Below are 16,097 nucleotides of genomic sequence, written 5' to 3'. Positions count from 1 at the left end.
GCCCGGATTTCTTCGGTTTCGCCGACCCTGAACAGCAGGTGATGTGCCAATAGTAGGAAACCGGCGCCGGATTGCCTATGGGCATGCGACCGGGTTTCCCGGCATGGTCCTGCAAGAATATGTGCACGCCCCTCGGCAGACGGAATTTATCGAGGCTCGCCTGGTGCTGCTGGTGCCGCTAGAAAATCTGCATCTCGTCAAGTGCAATGCGCGCGTACACGGCATGCTGCAGCCGCAGCGATTCATTGGCTTGGCGAATATCGGCGCCGGTGACCTGGCCGATCCTTTCCAGCCGCTGCACCAGGGTATTGCGGTGAATGTGCAAGGCTTCGGCGGCCTGCGACATGGCGGATGCCGCGGCGACCACCAGCAGGGTTTTTGCCTGTTCTTGATTCAGCGCCCGGGCCGGTGCCGCAAGATAGGCCAGGCTCCGCGCCGGAGTCCGTGCAACGGCCACGGCGATGTCCTGATTCCAGATCTCCCGGTGTGCCCGTTGCGGAAGCAGCGCAGGACGCGCCACCAGGGTGCGCATCATTTCGGCCTGCGCCAACAGCGCTCCGGCATCGAAAGCATCCGCTCCGCCAAGAAAACGATCGCTCGGTTTCGCGGGCTGACCTGCTGCATCATCGGTGCTTGCCCGCAGCCGCCAGTGCGCGCCGAACAGGCTGACCCATGAGGTGCGCATGCCTTCCGCGGCAGCTTGCTCCAGCAGGGGGTCGCGGCCATCGCGCGGCAGCCACAGCTCAAGCTGCACCGGTCCGCGCAGCCCGTGCGCTTCCAGGTTCCGGTCGACGACTTCTGCGGCAACCCGCCCGGCCAGCAACGCCGAAATAAGGTCCCTGGCCTCGGCCGCCCGGCGAGCGCTGCGCGAGTGCTCGCGCTCCTGGGCAAACAGCAGCTGGACGGTGAGCGCAATCAGATCCGCCAGGGGCTCGACCTCGTGGGGCGCGCCGGTTACTCCGACGACACCGCACAACCGCTCGTTCAGCGCCAAAGGGAGGTTCACTCCCGGCTGGGTTCCCGCCGTTTCATCGGCCTGGGTGACCCTGATGGCCTCATTGCGCCGGATGGCTTCGACGCTTCCTTCGTGCAGCGTGCCCACGCGCGAAGCATCGCTGGAGGCGATGATGATTCCATGGGCGTTCATGATGTTCACATGGCGATTAATCGTTGGCGCAATGGTGTCGACAACCTTTTGCGCCAAGGCGCCGGACAGTCGAGGTTGCTCCTTTTCGCTCATGGAATCATCCTAGCTTCCCCGGGCCTCCTTCACCTTGCCGCCCGGTGATGCTAGGCTCACCCCAGTCAAGCATCGCGATGAAAGGCCCACCATGAGTTCGGCGATCAGCTACTTCACCGGAGGCTTCCTCGTCAGCCTGCTGGTAGTGCTCAACATGACATGGAACCAGCGCTTGCCCGGGCTGCTGGGCCCGGCGCTGATTGTGCTGAGCCTGGCCGGGTTGGCCGCATGCCGGCTCTACACCGCGCGGAACCAGCCCCGCCAGCAAGCTCCACAAGAAGCCTAGGAAGCCTCGCGCTCCTGCAGCACTGCCGTGGCGGTGCTGGTGCTGTCAGGCGCAAAAGCATAGAGCTTGCCCTCGGCGAGGTGGACCCAGAATCGTCCGCAGAGCTGCGTGGTCTTCTCTTCGGCGCCTTGCGGCCACCATTGCGCTTCAAGGGTCCTGGTCGAGGAGATCTCCTTGGCCTCAAAATCCTTGGTGCGCGGATCCGAGGCGTAGGCCTTTTTCAGTTCCGCCCCGGATGGGTGCCCAGCAGATTTAATCGGCAGGCATTTTTCGCCGGGCAAGTCCCCGGTGTAGTCCATGGCAAAAATTCGTTCCATCCCGGTATTGCGCTGCACGAGCTTCACATCGGTGCCGCCGGCGGGGACCCAATCGGGCAGCAGCCCGTTCGAAACGCCCTCTTCCGAGGTCTTGGCAGATTTTTCGGTGGACTCGTCGTATTTATCCACCATCAGGTCTGAAACGGAACATCCGCTGAGCAGCAGGGCCAGGGGCGCAGCCAGCAAGGCGCTGGCGGCATACTTTTTCTTCATCATGATTCCATCGTAGAAACCGGCCGCCGCTAGGCACATCGTCTTCCTGGCGGAAAAACGGATGCGCCGTTTCATCCCCTCGGTGGAGCCAGCGGCAGGTAGGTCCTGGCCACGCTGAACGCCGTGCGCTCAACCAATGCGAGGGTATCGGCGGACAGTTGGGCCAGGCTCGCCGGGCCGGGCGCGATGGAATAGGCCGCCAGGATCCCGGCCCGCTCCAGCTGTTCGTCGCCCAGGTCCACGGACCCGGCCACCACGATCACCTCGGCATGCTCCCCGGCCGCTTCCAGCACACCGCACACCACCTTGCCGTTCAGCGACTGGCTATCGAGCCGCCCCTCGCCGGTGATGACCAGGTCCGCGGCACCCAGGATCCGGTGGGCATCGAGCACCTCGGCTACCAGTTGCCATCCGGGGACCAGGTCCACCGGGAAGTACGAGGCCAGGCACACCGCCAGGCCTCCGGCCGCTCCCATGCCCGGCTGCTCGCGCAGCTTCCGGCCGGTATCAGCTTCAAGAACATCGGCCAGCCGTTCAAGTCCGCGATCCAGCAGCTGCACGTCCTGCTCGCTAGCCCCCTTCTGCGGGCCGAAGATCGCTGCCGCGCCCTGGGCGCCGAGCAGCGGGTTGGTGACATCGCAGGCGATTTGCCATTGCACCGTGGCGGCTCGCGGATCCAGTTCGGACATGTCGATCTTTGCCAGCTTGGCCAGTGCGCCGCCGCCTGCTGGCAGCTGCTGCCCGTGCTCGTCAAGGAACTTGGCACCCAGTGCGCCCAGCAGGCCGGTGCCGCCGTCGGTGGTGGCGGACCCGCCCAGGCACAGGATGATCTGCTGCACCCCGAGGTCCAAGGCGCGCGACACCAGCGGGCCCAGGCCCCAGGTCGTGGCCTGAAGCGGCCTGCGCGGCACGTCGCTGACCTGCGGCAGACCGGCTGCTTCGGCGGCTTCCACGACGGCGATCTTCTTGTCCGCGGACAGCCCGAGCCGGGAGGCGACCGGGCGGCCCAGGGCGTCGGTGGTGTCCACCGTGATCGCTTCGGTGCCCCAGGCATCGATCAGCGCCTCCAGTGTTCCTTCGCCGCCGTCGGCAAAGGGAACTGCGGTGATCTCGACCTGGCGCTGGCGGCTTGCGGCCCCCTTGGAGAATCCTTGTGCGAGCGCGGTGGCCACTTCGCTGGCCCGGGCGCTTCCCTTGAAGGAGTCGGGAACAATGGCCACCTGCAGCACGCCATTGGCTGCGGGGGCTGGTTTCTGCTGAGAAGTCATGTTCCCAGCTTAGGCAGCTTCCCTGCCTTGAACTATGGGCCCATGACTGTATTTGCCGCACCCGCACCGGGCTGCCTATGTGCACTGCGCCCACTGTTCGGCAACGATTTTCGGCAGTGGTCTTCGGCAACGCGAAGCTGGGCCAAAGGGACGGCACAGAAAGCGCAGCTACTGTTGAAAACACCTCCTTGAAGGTGCGAGTGATGATCGTGAGAATTCCCGCTGGATATTGCCCAGCGGGAATTCTTCTTTAACCGGGCCCCGCACGCAGGTGCAAGCGGATCCATGGGCAGCATGCAGTGCACGCTTATTCCATCCACAGGCGCCGCCCCTAGGCTGGCAAGTACCTCATTGAAGGTGCGAGTGATGACGAGAAATTGGTCCTGCCGGTCTTGCGGCAGGGCCAATTTTTTTGCGCTCTGGCACCGTCGGCGCCACGACCGGCGAACACCAGCAGGCAATGCGCAGATCATGCTTATTGGACGCACAGCCAGCGGCCCTAGAGTAGAAAGCACCTCATGAAGGTGCGAGTGATGATCGAGAAGCCCCAGCCCCCGGAGTAATCCGGGCCGGCTGGGGCTTCGAATTTAACCGCCGCCAGCGCCCGGTGCGATACCGTAGATAGGTCCCCGCTCCAACTTGTCCCGGGGCACTTTTTTTGAATGGAGTCCCGGTGAGCACCGCGATCGCAGAACTGACCCCGATGCAGCGCCAATCGGTGTGGCGCACCCTCAAATCCCCCCGGCTGCTCAAGACCGAGCTGCTCGCCGGGCTGGTGGTGTCCCTGGCGCTGATTCCCGAGGTCATCGCGTTCACCGTGATCGCCGGCGTGGATCCGCGCGTGGGCATCTTCGCCTCCTTCACCATGTCCGTGGTCATCGCGATCACCGGCGGGCGCCCGGCCATGATTTCCGCGGCGGCCGGCGCGGTGGCCCTGGTGGTGGCCCCGCTGGTGCGCGCCTACGGGGTGGAGTACCTCTTTGCCACGGTGGTTTTGGCTGGCGCCATCCAGGTGGCCCTGGCGCTGCTGGGCGTGGCCAAACTGCTGCGCTTCATCCCCCGCCAGGTGATGATCGGCTTCGTCAATGGCCTGGCCATCTCGATCTTCTGGGCGCAGATGCCCGAACTGCGCGATGTTCCCTGGCAGGTGTACCCGCTGGTGGTCCTCGGGGTAGCCATTGTCTGCTACTTCCCGAAGATCACCAAGGCGGTGCCGGCGCCGCTGATCGCCATCGTGGTGCTCACCGCGATCACGATCTTCGCGAAGATCGTTGTCCCGACCGTGGGCGACAAGGGCGAGCTGCCCGATTCGCTGCCCATCTTCCACCTGCCCGGGGTGCCGCTGGATCTGGCGACCCTGAAGATCATCGCGCCCTATGCGATTGCGGTGGCCTTTGTGGGCCTGCTCGAATCCCTGCTCACCGCCAAGCTGGTTGACGACATCACCGATACCTCTTCGAGCAAAACCCGCGAGTCCTGGGCGCAGGGCACCGCGAATATCGTCACCGGGTTCTTCGGCGGCATCTGCGGCTGCGCGATGATCGGACAGACCATGGTCGGGGTGAAGGTCTCCGGCGGGCGCACCCGCATCTCCACCGCCTTTGCCGGCATTTTCATGCTGCTGCTCGCGCTGCTGCTCGGGGATGTGGTGGCGCAGATTCCGATGGCCGCGCTGGTCGCGGTGATGATCGTGGTCTCGGCCACCACCTTCGACTGGCACTCCATCCGCCCGAGCACCCTGAAGATGATGCCCAAGAGCGAAACCTTCGTCATGGCCATCACCGTGGTGCTCACCGTGGCCACCCACAACCTCGCCATTGGCGTGGGCGTGGGCATCCTCTCGGCGATGGTGCTCTTCGCCAACCGGGTGGCCCACCTGGTCACGGTCACCCGCACGGTGTCCGGCGGGCAGGCGCTCTACGCGGTCAACGGCGAGCTGTTCTTCGCCTCGTCCAACGACCTGTACACCCAGTTCCGCTATGCCGAGGACCCCGAGCGCATCGTCATCGACATGTCCCAGTCGCACCTCTGGGATGCCTCGACCATCGCGGCCGTGGATTCGATCCGCGCCAAATACCAGAACTACGGCAAGAGCGTGGAAATCCGCGGGCTGAATGAAGCCAGCCAGAAGATGCAGGAGCGCCTGGGCGGGAAGCTAGGCTAGCTGCAGCCGGTAGTACACGCTGTTCTCATCGAGCTGGTAGCCGCCAAAAGGCGGGCACGGGGTGAAGCCGGCGGCCTGGTACATGGCTCGCGCGGCGGTGAAGTACTCATGGGTTCCGGTTTCCAGGCAGAGCTGGGTGAAACCGCGCTGCGCGGCGGTGCCGATCAGCTCGTCCAGCAGCCGCCGGCCCAGTCCGCGGCCACGGAATTCCGGGGACACGCGCATGCTTTTGAGCTCCGCCACCGAATCTCCCAGGTCCTTGAATCCGCCCATGCCGATGATGGACTCGCCCACGCGCATCTGGAACAGCGAAACGCACGGATCAGCCAAGCCCGTTGCATCCATGGCGTGCCGGCTCTCCTCGGGAGCGGTGGGCGCCATGTCCGCCAGGTGCTCTTGCACCATGCGCTGCATCGATTCGGCGAGCGGATCGGCTTCGATCATCTTGATATCCATGGCTCAAGCCTGCCACGGTTTTATTTCGCGCCGATGTCGCCCGGATTTCGGTCCTCGCGCGAGGCCCGATCGCGCTTTGCAGCATACATGTCGCGGTCCGCGCGCAGGATCATCGTGCTCAGGTTGTCGTCCGTGCGCGCCTGCGCAACACCGAAGCTCCATGCCTGCGACGACGAGCCCTGCACGCGATCCATCAGCAGCTGAGCCTGGGTGCGCGTGGTGCGAGGAAACAGGACCACGAATTCATCGCCGCCCAAGCGCGCGACCACATCGTTGCTGCGGGTGCTCGCCTTCAGGTGCCTCACCAGGTCCTTCAGGGCCCGGTCGCCGGCCTCGTGGCCGCCTTCATCATTGATCGCCTTGAACTTGTCCATATCCAGCAGGGCCGCCGCCATCGGCCGCCGGGAGCGCTGGGAGGAAGCGAGCATGAGCTCACCGCGCAGCTGCAGCCCTCGGCGATTGGCCGCGCCGGTAAGCTCGTCGACCTCGGACTGGTAGTGGAAGCGGGCTTTCACATAGCTGCCGATCACCGAGGCGCCGATGGTCAGCAGCACCAGGCTGAGCATATTGAGCCATCCGCTGTGCAGCGCCATGCCGGACTGCGGCCCGTAGAGGTAGGCCAGGTACAGGGTGCATGCCAGGACCGGGTAGATGGTCCAGCGCACCAGCCTGGGATCGAAAAGCCAGGCCAGATACAGGGTGATCAGCGGGAATTCCTGGAGCCGGAAGGCGATCTGCTCGAAATCCGAGGAGAGCCCGACGAAGTAGGCGAAGGCGACAAGCTCGGTCAGCGCCCCGAGGTAGCCGATCCACAGCGGGAAGCGGTCCAGCTTGATGTAGATCAGCAGGAGCACCAGGATCGCGCCGGCAAAGCGGACATAGCCCAGGTACTGCCTGGCCACCGACTCGAAGTCGTAGGTCAAATTGATCAGGTAGAAGAGTATGAAGAAGCCGGCGATGAACCCGGTCACCGCTACTTCCGGCCGCTTGATTGCGCGGGCCCTGGGCGGCAGCAGCCGGTACCACCAGCTATAGCCGGCCTGGGCCCGCCGGTCCTTTTTTCCCAGAAACCGCGTATCCATATCCAGTCCATTGTAAGATTTCCACTAGCGAGCCGCGCAACACAGCCACGGCAAAGTCCTTCAATTTCGGCCTGATCGGCGGATGATGAAATTTGTATTCCAGCCACTTGTAGACTTGCAGCGCCATGCCCTCGCGGGCTTCGAAGCGCTGGCCAGGTTCCGCGATGGCCGCACTCCCCAGTCGCATTTTAATGAAGCCCGCCTTGCAGGCAGTCTAGTTGATCTGGAACTGCGTGCCCTGAACCAGATCCTTGCCGCCAGCCACGCCATCCCCGATGGCCTGCTGCTGACCATGAATGCGTCGGGGCCGGCCATCGACGCTTTCGCCAAGCAGCGCCCGGAGCTGGACCCCCGGCTGGCCTGGGGTTTGGAACTGCATGAGCTCTCGGCACCGGAACTGTGCGGCAGGGCCCGGATCAGCGCCGATGAGCTCGGCTGCCTCTTGCTGGTTGACGATGCCGGAATCGGCTATGCCACCCGCGAGCGCATCACCATGCTCAAGCCCCACATCGTGAAGCTGGACCGGTCGCTGTTCATCCACTACCAGTCATCGGCCGCGGCGCACGAGCATGTGGACCTGCTGCTGGCCGCCGCTCGCGGGATCAATGCGCAGACCCTGGTCGAAGGCGTGGAAACCGCGCAGCATCTGGCCCTGGCCCGGGACCTGGGCTTCGACTACGCCCAGGGCTTCTACTTCAGCCCCGGCCTGGCACCGCAGCAGCTGCCTGAAGCGATGGCCGGGCTACGCAGACGCCTCGGGATCGATATTCCGGGTTTCTGAACGCCGCTCACGTCCCCGCCCGCTCTTGAAGCGGATCACCGGCAGCAGCTTCACCAGACCGAGCACCAGGTAGAGCACGGTGTTGATCGCGACGAATGAGGCCAGCACCGCGAACCAGTCGCTGAGCAGCACGCTTTCGGGCAGGATGATCCCGCGCGGCACGTGCACCAGAAGTTCCACCATCAGCCCACTGCCTTCCGTGCGGCACCTGCGTGCTCGACATGCTTCCAATCCGCGCTGCGGGCGAAGGCGATATCCGCCACGCCCTTGAGGAAGGCCAGGTCCAGGAACGCGTCGTAGACGAGCTCCGGGATGACCAGCGCAGCGACGATCCGCGCGCGCCATCCGCCATGCCAGACGGTGACGATGCGTTCCACCGCGAAGAGCGCCCCGAGCAGCATCCAGAACGGGAACCACACCCAGGTGTCCATCGAGACCAGCATAATGAGCATCAGCGCGAAGTAGCTGAACAGGGCGATCACCCCGTAGCCGATGCCGATCTGCTGCGCCCAGTAGCGCGAGGTCTGCGCCCGCACCCCGTAGGCGCCCAGGTTCTCCAGCGCGCCGCGCTGCCAGCGCAGGCGCTGGGCCCAGAGCATCTTCCAGCTGGGCATCAGCTCGGTGACCACCGTGCAGCTGGTCGGCGAGGTGGTCAGCGCGCCGAGGGTCTTCAGCGCAATGGTCAGCTCATTGTCCTCGGTCAGCGCGGCGGTGTCGTAGACCTCGCCCGGATTGCCCGGCAGCATGGTGCCGCGGGCAGCGGCGACTTCGCGCAGGGCCGCGGCGCGGAAGACCGAGGCGGTGCCGGTGAGCACAAAGACCCGGCCGTTGCGGCGCTCGATCTCGCGCTGGTAGCGTGTGTATTCGTTGCGCTGGAACTGGCCGAGCAGCCCATGGCCCTCTTCGCCGTGGAAGAGCCCGCCCACCGCCATCAGCGCGCGATCCCAGGTGAACCGGTCCTTCGCGGTTTCCAGGAAGCCGGCGCCGATCTGCGAATCCGCATCCATCACCATCACGCAGTCGTTGTCGCCCATCGCCGGCAGAATCGCCTGCAGCGCCTGGTTCAGCGCCCCGCCCTTCTTGTGCTTGTTCTCCACCGATTCGAAGACCTCGACGCCATGCTCGCGGGCCACCTCAACGGTGGCGTCGGTGCAGTTGTCGGCTACCACGATGATCCGCGATGGCTTGAAGCTCTGCTCCTCGAGGGCCTTGAGCGTAAACGGCAGCGAAGCTTCCTCGTTGTGCGCCGGAATCAGCACGGTCACGGTGACTTCGCCGGCGTGGATACCGCGGGTGCGGGCCATGACGGCTTTCGGCGCCAGCGGGCGGCTCGATTTCTGGATCGGCGTACGGCGGTAGCGCCAGGTGACGAAGCGTTCGCCCAGCACCACGAGCAGCACCAGCATGACCGCGGCCGATACGGCGAACACCAGGATGGACAGGTCGGGCAGCTCGGTACTGTAGAAGGTTGTCCAGAGTGCGCCGATCCGCAGCTCCACCGGGTTCCACATCGCCACCGGCTTGCCGCTGAGGCTGATGGACCACAGCAGCAGCGCGGCCGCGGCCACGACAATCAGGACAACGGCGATGCCCACCCATCGGCTGAAATGCTTTTGCACGCGCGCTCCGTTCACGTTGCGGGATCAACGGGGAATTAGGCCAAGAAAGTTATTTAGCCAAGCTAGCATCTTGCCCGCGCTCAGGGAAGCATGTCGAGATGCAAATCACCCCCGGGCAAAAGCACCGCTTTCCCTCGGCACCGGATGAACGGGGCGCGGCCTAGAGCTGCAGCAATTTCGCGGCGTCCTCGCGCAGCTGGTTCTTGCGGATCTTCCCGGTGACCGTGACAGGGAAATCCTCAAGGATCTGCACGTAGGCGGGGATCTTGAAATGCGCGAGCTGGCCGCTGCAGTACTCGCGCACCGCTTCGACGCCCAGCGGCTCGCGCCCCGCCTTCATGCGCACGCAGGCGCAGACCGCCTCCCCGTACTTCCCATCGGGCACGCCCACCACCTGGACATCCTCGATATCCGGGTGCTGATAGAGGAATTCCTCGATTTCGGCCGGGTAGATGTTTTCGCCGCCGCGGATGATCATGTCCTTGATCCGGCCCACGATGGTGCAGTAGCCGTCCTCGCGCATCACCGCCAGATCGCCGGTATGCATCCAGCCTTCGGGATCGATGGCGGCCCGGGTTTTTTCCTCGTCCTGCCAGTAGCCGAGCATCACCGAGTAGCCACGGGTGCAGTATTCGCCGGTTTCCCCGCGCTGCAGCGTAGCGCCGGTGGCCGGATCGACCACCTTGATTTCCACGTGCGGGTGCACCCGGCCGATGGTGGCGGTGCGGCACTCCATATCGTCGTCGCTGCGGGTCTGGCAGGAGACCGGGGAGGTTTCGGTCATCCCGTAGGCGATGGAGACCGCGCTCATCCCCATGTCCTCGACGCAGTGGCGCATCACTTGAACCGGGCAGATGGAACCGGCCATGATGCCGGTGCGCAGCGTGGAGAGGTCGAACTCCTTGAAATTGGGCAGGTTCTGCATGGCGATGAACATGGTGGGCACCCCGTACAAGCCCGTGCATCGCTCCTCGGCCACCACCCTCAGGGTGGTTTCGGCGTCGAATCCCGGGGCGGGGATGACCATGGTGGCACCGCGCGAGGTGCAGCCAAGGTTGCCCATGACCATGCCGAAGCAGTGGTAGAACGGCACCGGGATGCACAGCCGGTCCTGCTCGCCCAGGTCGATCATCCCGGTGACCTGGTGGCCGTTGTTCAGGATATTGCGGTGGCTGAGCACCGCGCCCTTGGGATACCCGGTAGTCCCCGAGGTGTACTGGATGTTGATCGGGTCTTCTGCCCTGGTTGCCGCCAGCCGGGCGGCCAGTTCGGCGTCGTCGATCGATGATCCCTCGTCCAGCAGCTGCTGCCAATCATCGGTGCCCAGGAACACCACGCGCTCCAGCCCCGGCGTCTCGGCGCGCGTTTGCTCCACCATGGCCCGATAGTTGCTGGTCTTGAATTCGGAGGCCGCCACCAGCATCCGCAGTCCGCTGTGGTTGGCCGCGTAGGCATATTCATGGGTGCGGTAGGCCGGGTTCACATTGACCAGGATGACGCCGATCTTGGCCGTCGCATACTGGGTGAAGACCCACTCGGCGCAGTTCGGCGCCCAGATCCCCACCCGGTCCCCCGGGTTCAGTCCGGCGGCGATCATGCCCTTGGCCAGCCGGTTGATCTCCCCATCCAGCTGACGCCAGGTCCAGCGGCGTTGCGTGCTGGCTTCCACCAAGGCCTCGGCGTCGCCCCGTCGGGCCACCGTCCGCTCGAAGTTGGCTCCAATGGTCTCATCGAGCAGCTTCGGTTCGCTCTCGCCCTTGGCATAAGCCTTCATCGACTACCCTTTCGATCCACTTCGAACAGTGCCCTGCGTCACATTCAAACAATAGTCCGGGGTTTCCCGCCTGCCAAGCATGCCCCGCATCCGCGCTACACTCCACTTATGAAAAAGGTACTGGCCATCGTAGGGTTCCTTATGATCTCGGGATACGCAGTCGCTGGTTTGTTGCTCATGAACAACTGGGCTGTGGTCGCGGCCAGCCACCGACCCCTAGATGAGGCAGTCTCAGCCATGGACGTGGCAAAGCAGGATTACAGCCCTCTTGGCGGAGTCGCCTTTGCGGCGTTGGGGTTGCTCCTTGCCAGTGCGTGGGCCTGGACCGCACTGTCCAAAAGATTCTCAACTGACCCCTGGATAGCCAGCGCGCTTTTCAGCCTCATCCTGGTGCTGGGAGCACCCGCGTACTTTTTCGCGTCCTTCGCAAATATGAACTCCGTGGGCGACACCTTTGCAGATTGGGACGCCGAGGCGGCCGCTGCCCTAGAGCTTCCGCTCTACCTGCTAAGCATCGGAGCAATGGTCTTGCTTTTTATGCTGCTCGCAATGCCGCTGTTTCGGGCAATCATCCGCGGCTGTTCTCGATCGCGCCGCGCTTCCAGCTAGGCGATCAGCCAGCAGCCTTCTGCACCAGGGCGCGAATTTTCTGTTCGGTCGCTTCATCCAGCGCGGTGATCGTCCACGCGACCGGATGCATCAGCGCGCCTTCTTCAAAGGCCGGATTCACTACTTCGCCAAACCCGAATGCGAGGTATGCCTTGTCGGGCTTGATGTAGCAGACGTCCTTGCCGTCCTTGACGTAGAACGCGAGGCCCCAGCGAACCACGGGCTCCAGTGACGGCGCGCTTTCACAAATCATCTCGTGCAGGCGAAGGGCGATCTCCCGGTATGGGGCCGGTGTGGATGCCAACTTGTTGCGCACTGCTTCGTCGCCCTTTTTGCCAAAAATCATGCTTTTCTCTCCCTCGGATCGCCCGTCCGCCGTCGCGGATTTCGGCTGTATTGAATGTGGCCCAATTGTGACCGCAACTTCTTTGCCTAACAATTCAATAACCTACCCGATGAAGCCCCTCAAACCTGTGGATAACCAGCCAAACTGTCCGGAATCCGCGGGAAAATGAGGCATGACAAATCTTTATTTTGCCCCCGGCGATGACGACGAGCATCGCCTGCCATTAGATCCGCCGGGCACCCGCGGCGAATCCCAATCCAACTCGTTCTTCGCAGACCACATCGAGCACCAGATGTTCTACGGGCCGATGAAGAAACTTGCTGACGAGCTGTTCAGCGCCGGCCCGCTCACGGACCCCGGCGAAGGCCTGGTTCGGCTGCAGAAGATCCAGAAGATGTACAGCATGCTTGATGCTGCGTCCTCGGTCATCATGGCTGACAGTGTTGAGCTGGTCGCCCAAGTTGTTGCCGAGGATGCGGTCGCCAAGCCCTATCTTGAATCAGAGCAGGAACGTCGTGAGCGGCTCAGCGCCAACTACTACGCAGTGGACCGTGCGAGCGACCAGATCATCACGTCCAACTTCATTGCCGAAGCGGCGATTGCCCTGCGCGTGACAAGCGAAAAGGCTCGCGCCCGGATGTTCACGGCCAAGGGCCTGCGCCACGTTTGCCCGCGGACCCTGTTGGCCCTGGCCGCCGGACAGATTACGCCGTCGGCGGCACGCTCCATCGTGAAGAATTCGCAGGACCTCTCCACAGAGCAGATTGAATTGATGGAGCACCAGCTTTTGCCTGTTGCCGCTACCGCCAGCGATGACACGATCAGCCAGCGTGCCCGCCGTTTCCACGACCGGTCGAGTCCCGAAGCGGCCTCCGCCCGGCATGAAAAGGCGGCCGATGCGAGAAAGGTGACCAGCTGGGACATGGACGACGGGATGGGTGCCATCAAGCTCGTCGCGCCCATCGTCAACGTGCGTTCCATCCTGAACACCCTGGACTACGAGGCATCCCAGCACAAGGATCCGGAGGACGCCCGCACCAAGGCCCAGCTGATGGCCGACATATTCTGCGATGCCCTGATCAATGGCTGGCCAACCACCAACGGCACCCCGCTCAAGCCCCGTGTGGTCGTGACGATCCCTGCTCTGCAGATGGTGGCCAACCCGAAGTACGCCATGGCGGACCTGGAGGGCTATGGGCCAATCCCTATGGGCACTGCCATGCAGGTGGCCAAGGATGCCCCATCAATCATCCCGATGCTCACCGATCCATTTAGCGGCGCCGTGATGGATGTCGGGCGCAAGCGCTACAAGCCAACGCGGGTGCTCAAGGAATTCCTGCGGGCCCGGGATCAGCATTGCTGCTACCCCGGATGCCGGCGCACCGCGGATAACTCCGAGGTTGATCACGTTGAAGCGTGGGAAACCGGCGGCCACACCAACCGCGAGAACACCGAGCTGTTGTGCAAGCAGCATCAGATGTTCAAGCACGCGCTGGGCTGGCGAGTGACCAATCGCCCGGACGGATCCAAGTGCTGGCGCACTCCCCACGGACTGAATTCACTGGTCATTCCGGGCAGCGTGGAGAACGTCGAACGCTTTGAACACGTGCACAACCGGTGTCCTGAGCGCAGGGTGGCTTCACCTGCCGACCTTCGACGAGTTCTGGGCATTCCCGATCTTGGCGATGGCGATCTCAGCATTCGGGTTGAGCGGCCGGCCATCATCGACGGGAATACCGAAGCCGCTGGCTCTGGGCTCGATCATCCTGGCCAGGGCGCGGCCCCTGATGAGCGACCAGCTGGTATGCAAGGATCCTGAGTGACGGAATTTATCCGTCACGTCGCACGAACCAGATCTCCCATAAGCTCCGACCCCAGAACCGCCAGCCCTTCAAGACAGCGGCTTTAATTGGCTCGCCTTCAGTACCCTGGTGTGCCTTACTCCTTTGCACTGCGCCTGGCGGCTGACCCGGTGCTGGCTTCAGCACCGAGCCATGCGGCGGGCAGCGGGTTGCTTGCTGACGGATTAAATCCCTCAGTTCGAGGCCATCGGGCACCTGCCGGCCCGCCTGTTCGCAGAGTATTCTGTTCCTACAACCACCGGCACCATTTAAAGCAGGTCGCCCCATGAGTGAAGAGCACACCGAAAACACTGCGCCGTCCACGCCCGAAGACCGCGTGGCACCTGCTGATGGGCAACGCAGCTTTGTGCATGTTCTCATCAATACCGCCGTCGCGAACTTCACCACCAGCTTCCTGTGGTTCGCACTGACCTTCTGGGTGTATCTGGAAACCCAGAACGTGATGGCCACCGGCATCATCGGCGGTGCTTTCATGCTGCTGATCTCGGTGTTCTCCATGATTTTCGGAACCATCGTGGACAACCACCGCAAAAAGTCGGTGTTCCTGTTTTCCGCGATGATCACCGCGGTCGCCTTCAGCTTGGCCGGGCTGATCTATCTGTGGCTGCCCACCAAGGACATCCTGAATGTGGGCGGCTGGCAGTTCTGGCTCTTCTGCCTGGTGATCCTCTTTGGCTCGATCGTTGAACAGATGCGCGGCATCGCCCTGTCCACCACGGTCACCCTGCTGATTCCGCAAGAGCGCCACGCCAATGCCAATGGCCTGGTGGGCACGGTCCAGGGCATCGCCTTCATCATTACCAGCGTTTTCAGCGGCTTGGCCATCGGCTGGCTGGGCATGGGCTGGACCCTGGCGATTTCGATCGTGATGGTGGTGCTGACCATGCTGCATTTGCTGCAGATCAAGATTCCGGAGGAAGAACCGGTGCGCGAGGAAGGGCGGACGAAAACCAGCGATCTGCGCCTGGGCTTCAGCACCGTGATGGCTATACCGGGATTGTTCGCGCTGATCATCTTCTCGATGTTCAACAACTTCATCGGCGGAACCTACATGGCGCTGATGGATCCCTACGGGCTGACCATCATGTCCGTGCAAGCCTGGGGGCTGACCTTCGGATTGGCATCCACCGGCTTTATCGTGGGCGGCTTGCTGATCGCCAAATTCGGGCTGGGCAAAAACCCGATCCGCACGATGCTGTGGCTGGTGGCGGCCATGGGCCTGCTCGGCGCGATCTTCACCATCCGCGAATGGACATGGCTGTATATCGCTGGCATCTGGCTGTACATGACGCTGATTCCGGCGGTTGAGGCCTCCGAGCAAACCGTCATCCAGAAGGTGGTGCCCTTCCGCCGCCAGGGCAGGGTCTTTGGCTTTGCGCAAATGATGGAGGCCGCGGCGGCGCCGATCACCGCGTTCTTGATTGCCCCGATCGCCCAGTACTGGATCATCCCCTTCATGCGCAGCGAGCAGGGCGATGAGCAGTTTGGCTGGCTGCTGGGGTCGGGACAGGCCCGCGGCATCGCGCTGATCTTCCTGGTGGGCGGGCTGATCATGATCCTGGTGGCACTGCTGGCCATGAGCAGCAAGCAATACCGCAAGCTCTCCACGATTTTCCAAGCAGAAGAACCCGCAACACCTCAGGAGCCAGCACTTGGCAGCAACCCAGAAGACCCTACCCACCAACGTTGATCCGCACGAGTTCATCGCGGCCGCCACGCCAGAAAAGCGCCGGGTGGATGGCGAAGCGCTGGAAAAGATTTTCAGCGAAGTCACCGGAGAGAAGCCGGTGATGTGGGGGCCGAGCATCGTAGGTTACGGTACCTACACCTACGTTTCACCAAGCAATCCCAAAAATACCGGCATCTGGCCCAAGACAGGCTTCTCGCCGCGCAAGGCCCAGCTCTCGATCTATGGGTTGAAGGATCTTCCCGAGGGGGCAGCACTGCTGCCCCAGCTGGGCAAGTACACCGAGGGGGCCGGTTGCGTGTACGTGAAAAAACTGGAGGACATCAACGTCCAGGTCCTGAAAAAGCTGATCGCCATTGCCGCTGCGCGCCCGGATCAAGGAGCAAGCTAGGC

Annotated in this window: 16 protein-coding genes; 7 read left to right on the top strand and 9 right to left on the bottom strand. The window is 63.4% G+C overall.

From position 1 onward, the window contains the following. Nucleotides 1–178 precede the first annotated feature (178 nt). Entirely contained in the window at nt 179–1,240 is a 1,062-nt protein-coding gene (locus H6F58_RS00485) for a sugar diacid recognition domain-containing protein (RefSeq protein ID WP_195180824.1), read from the bottom strand. A gap of 91 nt (nt 1,241–1,331) precedes the next feature. On the opposite strand from H6F58_RS00485, the gene H6F58_RS00480 reads away from it, so the two are divergent. Further along, a complete protein-coding gene (locus H6F58_RS00480) occupies nt 1,332–1,526 on the top strand; it encodes a hypothetical protein (RefSeq protein WP_195180823.1) in 195 nt (64 codons plus the stop codon). Here H6F58_RS00480 and H6F58_RS00475 read toward each other — a convergent pair. Together H6F58_RS00475 and H6F58_RS00470 are read right to left on the bottom strand one after the other, a co-directional pair. Next, entirely contained in the window at nt 1,523–2,059 is a 537-nt protein-coding gene (locus H6F58_RS00475; protein ID WP_060703545.1) for a hypothetical protein, read from the bottom strand. The genes H6F58_RS00480 and H6F58_RS00475 overlap by 4 nt on opposite strands. Nucleotides 2,060–2,127: 68 nt before the next feature. After that, nucleotides 2,128–3,324, bottom strand: a complete 1,197-nt coding sequence (locus H6F58_RS00470; RefSeq protein WP_060703071.1) for a glycerate kinase — start codon at nt 3,322–3,324, stop codon at nt 2,128–2,130. A gap of 703 nt (nt 3,325–4,027) precedes the next feature. Between H6F58_RS00470 and H6F58_RS00465 the strand changes: the two genes are divergently transcribed. After that, the gene (locus H6F58_RS00465; RefSeq protein ID WP_146278228.1) at nt 4,028–5,488 is read left to right on the top strand and encodes a SulP family inorganic anion transporter; all 1,461 of its coding nucleotides are present in this window, start codon (nt 4,028–4,030) and stop codon (nt 5,486–5,488) included. Here the strand turns inward: H6F58_RS00465 and H6F58_RS00460 are convergent. Both H6F58_RS00460 and H6F58_RS00455 read right to left on the bottom strand, forming a co-directional pair. Then, nucleotides 5,480–5,944: a GNAT family N-acetyltransferase gene (locus H6F58_RS00460; protein ID WP_146276973.1), complete on the bottom strand. Its 465-nt coding sequence runs from the start codon at nt 5,942–5,944 to the stop codon at nt 5,480–5,482. The two genes, H6F58_RS00465 and H6F58_RS00460, sit on opposite strands and share 9 nt — an antisense overlap. Before the next feature lie 20 nt (nt 5,945–5,964). Then, nucleotides 5,965–7,026, bottom strand: a complete 1,062-nt coding sequence (locus H6F58_RS00455) for a GGDEF domain-containing protein (RefSeq protein WP_146276975.1) — start codon at nt 7,024–7,026, stop codon at nt 5,965–5,967. 82 nt (nt 7,027–7,108) lie between these two features. Between H6F58_RS00455 and H6F58_RS00450 the strand changes: the two genes are divergently transcribed. After that, nucleotides 7,109–7,807: an EAL domain-containing protein gene (locus H6F58_RS00450; RefSeq protein WP_146276977.1), complete on the top strand. Its 699-nt coding sequence runs from the start codon at nt 7,109–7,111 to the stop codon at nt 7,805–7,807. Here the strand turns inward: H6F58_RS00450 and H6F58_RS00445 are convergent. The 3 genes from H6F58_RS00445 to H6F58_RS00435 all read right to left on the bottom strand — a co-directional run bounded on the left by H6F58_RS00445 (nt 7,769) and on the right by H6F58_RS00435 (nt 11,200). Further along, nucleotides 7,769–7,990 carry a hypothetical protein gene (locus H6F58_RS00445; RefSeq protein ID WP_098945525.1) on the bottom strand — a complete coding sequence of 74 codons (222 nt, stop codon included), beginning with the start codon at nt 7,988–7,990 and terminating at the stop codon, nt 7,769–7,771. The genes H6F58_RS00450 and H6F58_RS00445 overlap by 39 nt on opposite strands. Further along, complete coding sequence (locus tag H6F58_RS00440) at nt 7,990–9,426, bottom strand: glycosyltransferase (RefSeq protein WP_309245066.1); 1,437 nt, start codon at nt 9,424–9,426, stop codon at nt 7,990–7,992. The genes H6F58_RS00445 and H6F58_RS00440 overlap by 1 nt, the downstream gene beginning before the upstream one ends. 160 nt (nt 9,427–9,586) lie before the next feature. After that, nucleotides 9,587–11,200: an AMP-binding protein gene (locus tag H6F58_RS00435; RefSeq protein WP_146276979.1), complete on the bottom strand. Its 1,614-nt coding sequence runs from the start codon at nt 11,198–11,200 to the stop codon at nt 9,587–9,589. Between the two features lie 108 nt (nt 11,201–11,308). Here H6F58_RS00435 and H6F58_RS00430 point away from each other — a divergent pair, with 108 nt between their 5' ends. Continuing rightward, complete coding sequence (locus H6F58_RS00430) at nt 11,309–11,809, top strand: hypothetical protein (protein ID WP_060703076.1); 501 nt, start codon at nt 11,309–11,311, stop codon at nt 11,807–11,809. Nucleotides 11,810–11,813: 4 nt separating this feature from the next. On the opposite strand, the gene H6F58_RS00425 is transcribed toward H6F58_RS00430, so the two are convergent. Further along, on the bottom strand, nt 11,814–12,155 hold the full coding sequence (locus H6F58_RS00425) for a DUF1801 domain-containing protein (protein ID WP_075972530.1): 342 nt from the start codon (nt 12,153–12,155) through the stop codon (nt 11,814–11,816). 172 nt (nt 12,156–12,327) lie between these two features. On the opposite strand from H6F58_RS00425, the gene H6F58_RS00420 reads away from it, so the two are divergent. From H6F58_RS00420 to H6F58_RS00410, 3 genes are all read left to right on the top strand, one after another. Then, nucleotides 12,328–13,974 (top strand): HNH endonuclease signature motif containing protein, encoded by a 1,647-nt coding sequence (locus tag H6F58_RS00420; RefSeq protein ID WP_060703077.1) that lies wholly within the window; start codon nt 12,328–12,330, stop codon nt 13,972–13,974. 308 nt (nt 13,975–14,282) lie between these two features. Beyond that, a complete protein-coding gene (locus tag H6F58_RS00415) occupies nt 14,283–15,707 on the top strand; it encodes an MFS transporter (RefSeq protein ID WP_195180822.1) in 1,425 nt (474 codons plus the stop codon). Further along, the gene (locus tag H6F58_RS00410; RefSeq protein WP_146276981.1) at nt 15,670–16,095 is read left to right on the top strand and encodes a DUF1801 domain-containing protein; all 426 of its coding nucleotides are present in this window, start codon (nt 15,670–15,672) and stop codon (nt 16,093–16,095) included. Before H6F58_RS00415 ends, H6F58_RS00410 begins: the two co-directional genes overlap by 38 nt. Nucleotides 16,096–16,097: the final 2 nt, after the last annotated feature.

Origin of the sequence: Glutamicibacter sp. FBE19, assembly GCF_015524875.1 — a bacterium.
GTDB lineage: Bacteria > Actinomycetota > Actinomycetes > Actinomycetales > Micrococcaceae > Glutamicibacter > Glutamicibacter halophytocola.
Note: the sequence above shows the minus strand (reverse complement) of the source record. Positions and strands in the feature narration are given on the sequence as shown.

What these genes read in the sequence shown, in the direction of transcription:
- H6F58_RS00480 (WP_195180823.1), top strand. Translation starts at nt 1,332, where the DNA reads ATGAGTTCGGCGATCAGCTACTTCACCGGAGGCTTCCTCGTCAGCCTG.
- H6F58_RS00450 (WP_146276977.1), top strand. Translation starts at nt 7,109, where the DNA reads ATGATGAAATTTGTATTCCAGCCACTTGTAGACTTGCAGCGCCATGCC.
- H6F58_RS00435 (WP_146276979.1), bottom strand. Translation starts at nt 11,200, where the DNA reads ATGAAGGCTTATGCCAAGGGCGAGAGCGAACCGAAGCTGCTCGATGAG.
- H6F58_RS00465 (WP_146278228.1), top strand. Translation starts at nt 4,028, where the DNA reads ATGCAGCGCCAATCGGTGTGGCGCACCCTCAAATCCCCCCGGCTGCTC.
- H6F58_RS00485 (WP_195180824.1), bottom strand. Translation starts at nt 1,240, where the DNA reads ATGAGCGAAAAGGAGCAACCTCGACTGTCCGGCGCCTTGGCGCAAAAG.
- H6F58_RS00460 (WP_146276973.1), bottom strand. Translation starts at nt 5,944, where the DNA reads ATGGATATCAAGATGATCGAAGCCGATCCGCTCGCCGAATCGATGCAG.
- H6F58_RS00430 (WP_060703076.1), top strand. Translation starts at nt 11,309, where the DNA reads ATGAAAAAGGTACTGGCCATCGTAGGGTTCCTTATGATCTCGGGATAC.
- H6F58_RS00475 (WP_060703545.1), bottom strand. Translation starts at nt 2,059, where the DNA reads ATGATGAAGAAAAAGTATGCCGCCAGCGCCTTGCTGGCTGCGCCCCTG.
- H6F58_RS00415 (WP_195180822.1), top strand. Translation starts at nt 14,283, where the DNA reads ATGAGTGAAGAGCACACCGAAAACACTGCGCCGTCCACGCCCGAAGAC.
- H6F58_RS00445 (WP_098945525.1), bottom strand. Translation starts at nt 7,990, where the DNA reads ATGGTGGAACTTCTGGTGCACGTGCCGCGCGGGATCATCCTGCCCGAA.
- H6F58_RS00455 (WP_146276975.1), bottom strand. Translation starts at nt 7,026, where the DNA reads ATGGATACGCGGTTTCTGGGAAAAAAGGACCGGCGGGCCCAGGCCGGC.
- H6F58_RS00470 (WP_060703071.1), bottom strand. Translation starts at nt 3,324, where the DNA reads ATGACTTCTCAGCAGAAACCAGCCCCCGCAGCCAATGGCGTGCTGCAG.
- H6F58_RS00425 (WP_075972530.1), bottom strand. Translation starts at nt 12,155, where the DNA reads ATGATTTTTGGCAAAAAGGGCGACGAAGCAGTGCGCAACAAGTTGGCA.
- H6F58_RS00420 (WP_060703077.1), top strand. Translation starts at nt 12,328, where the DNA reads ATGACAAATCTTTATTTTGCCCCCGGCGATGACGACGAGCATCGCCTG.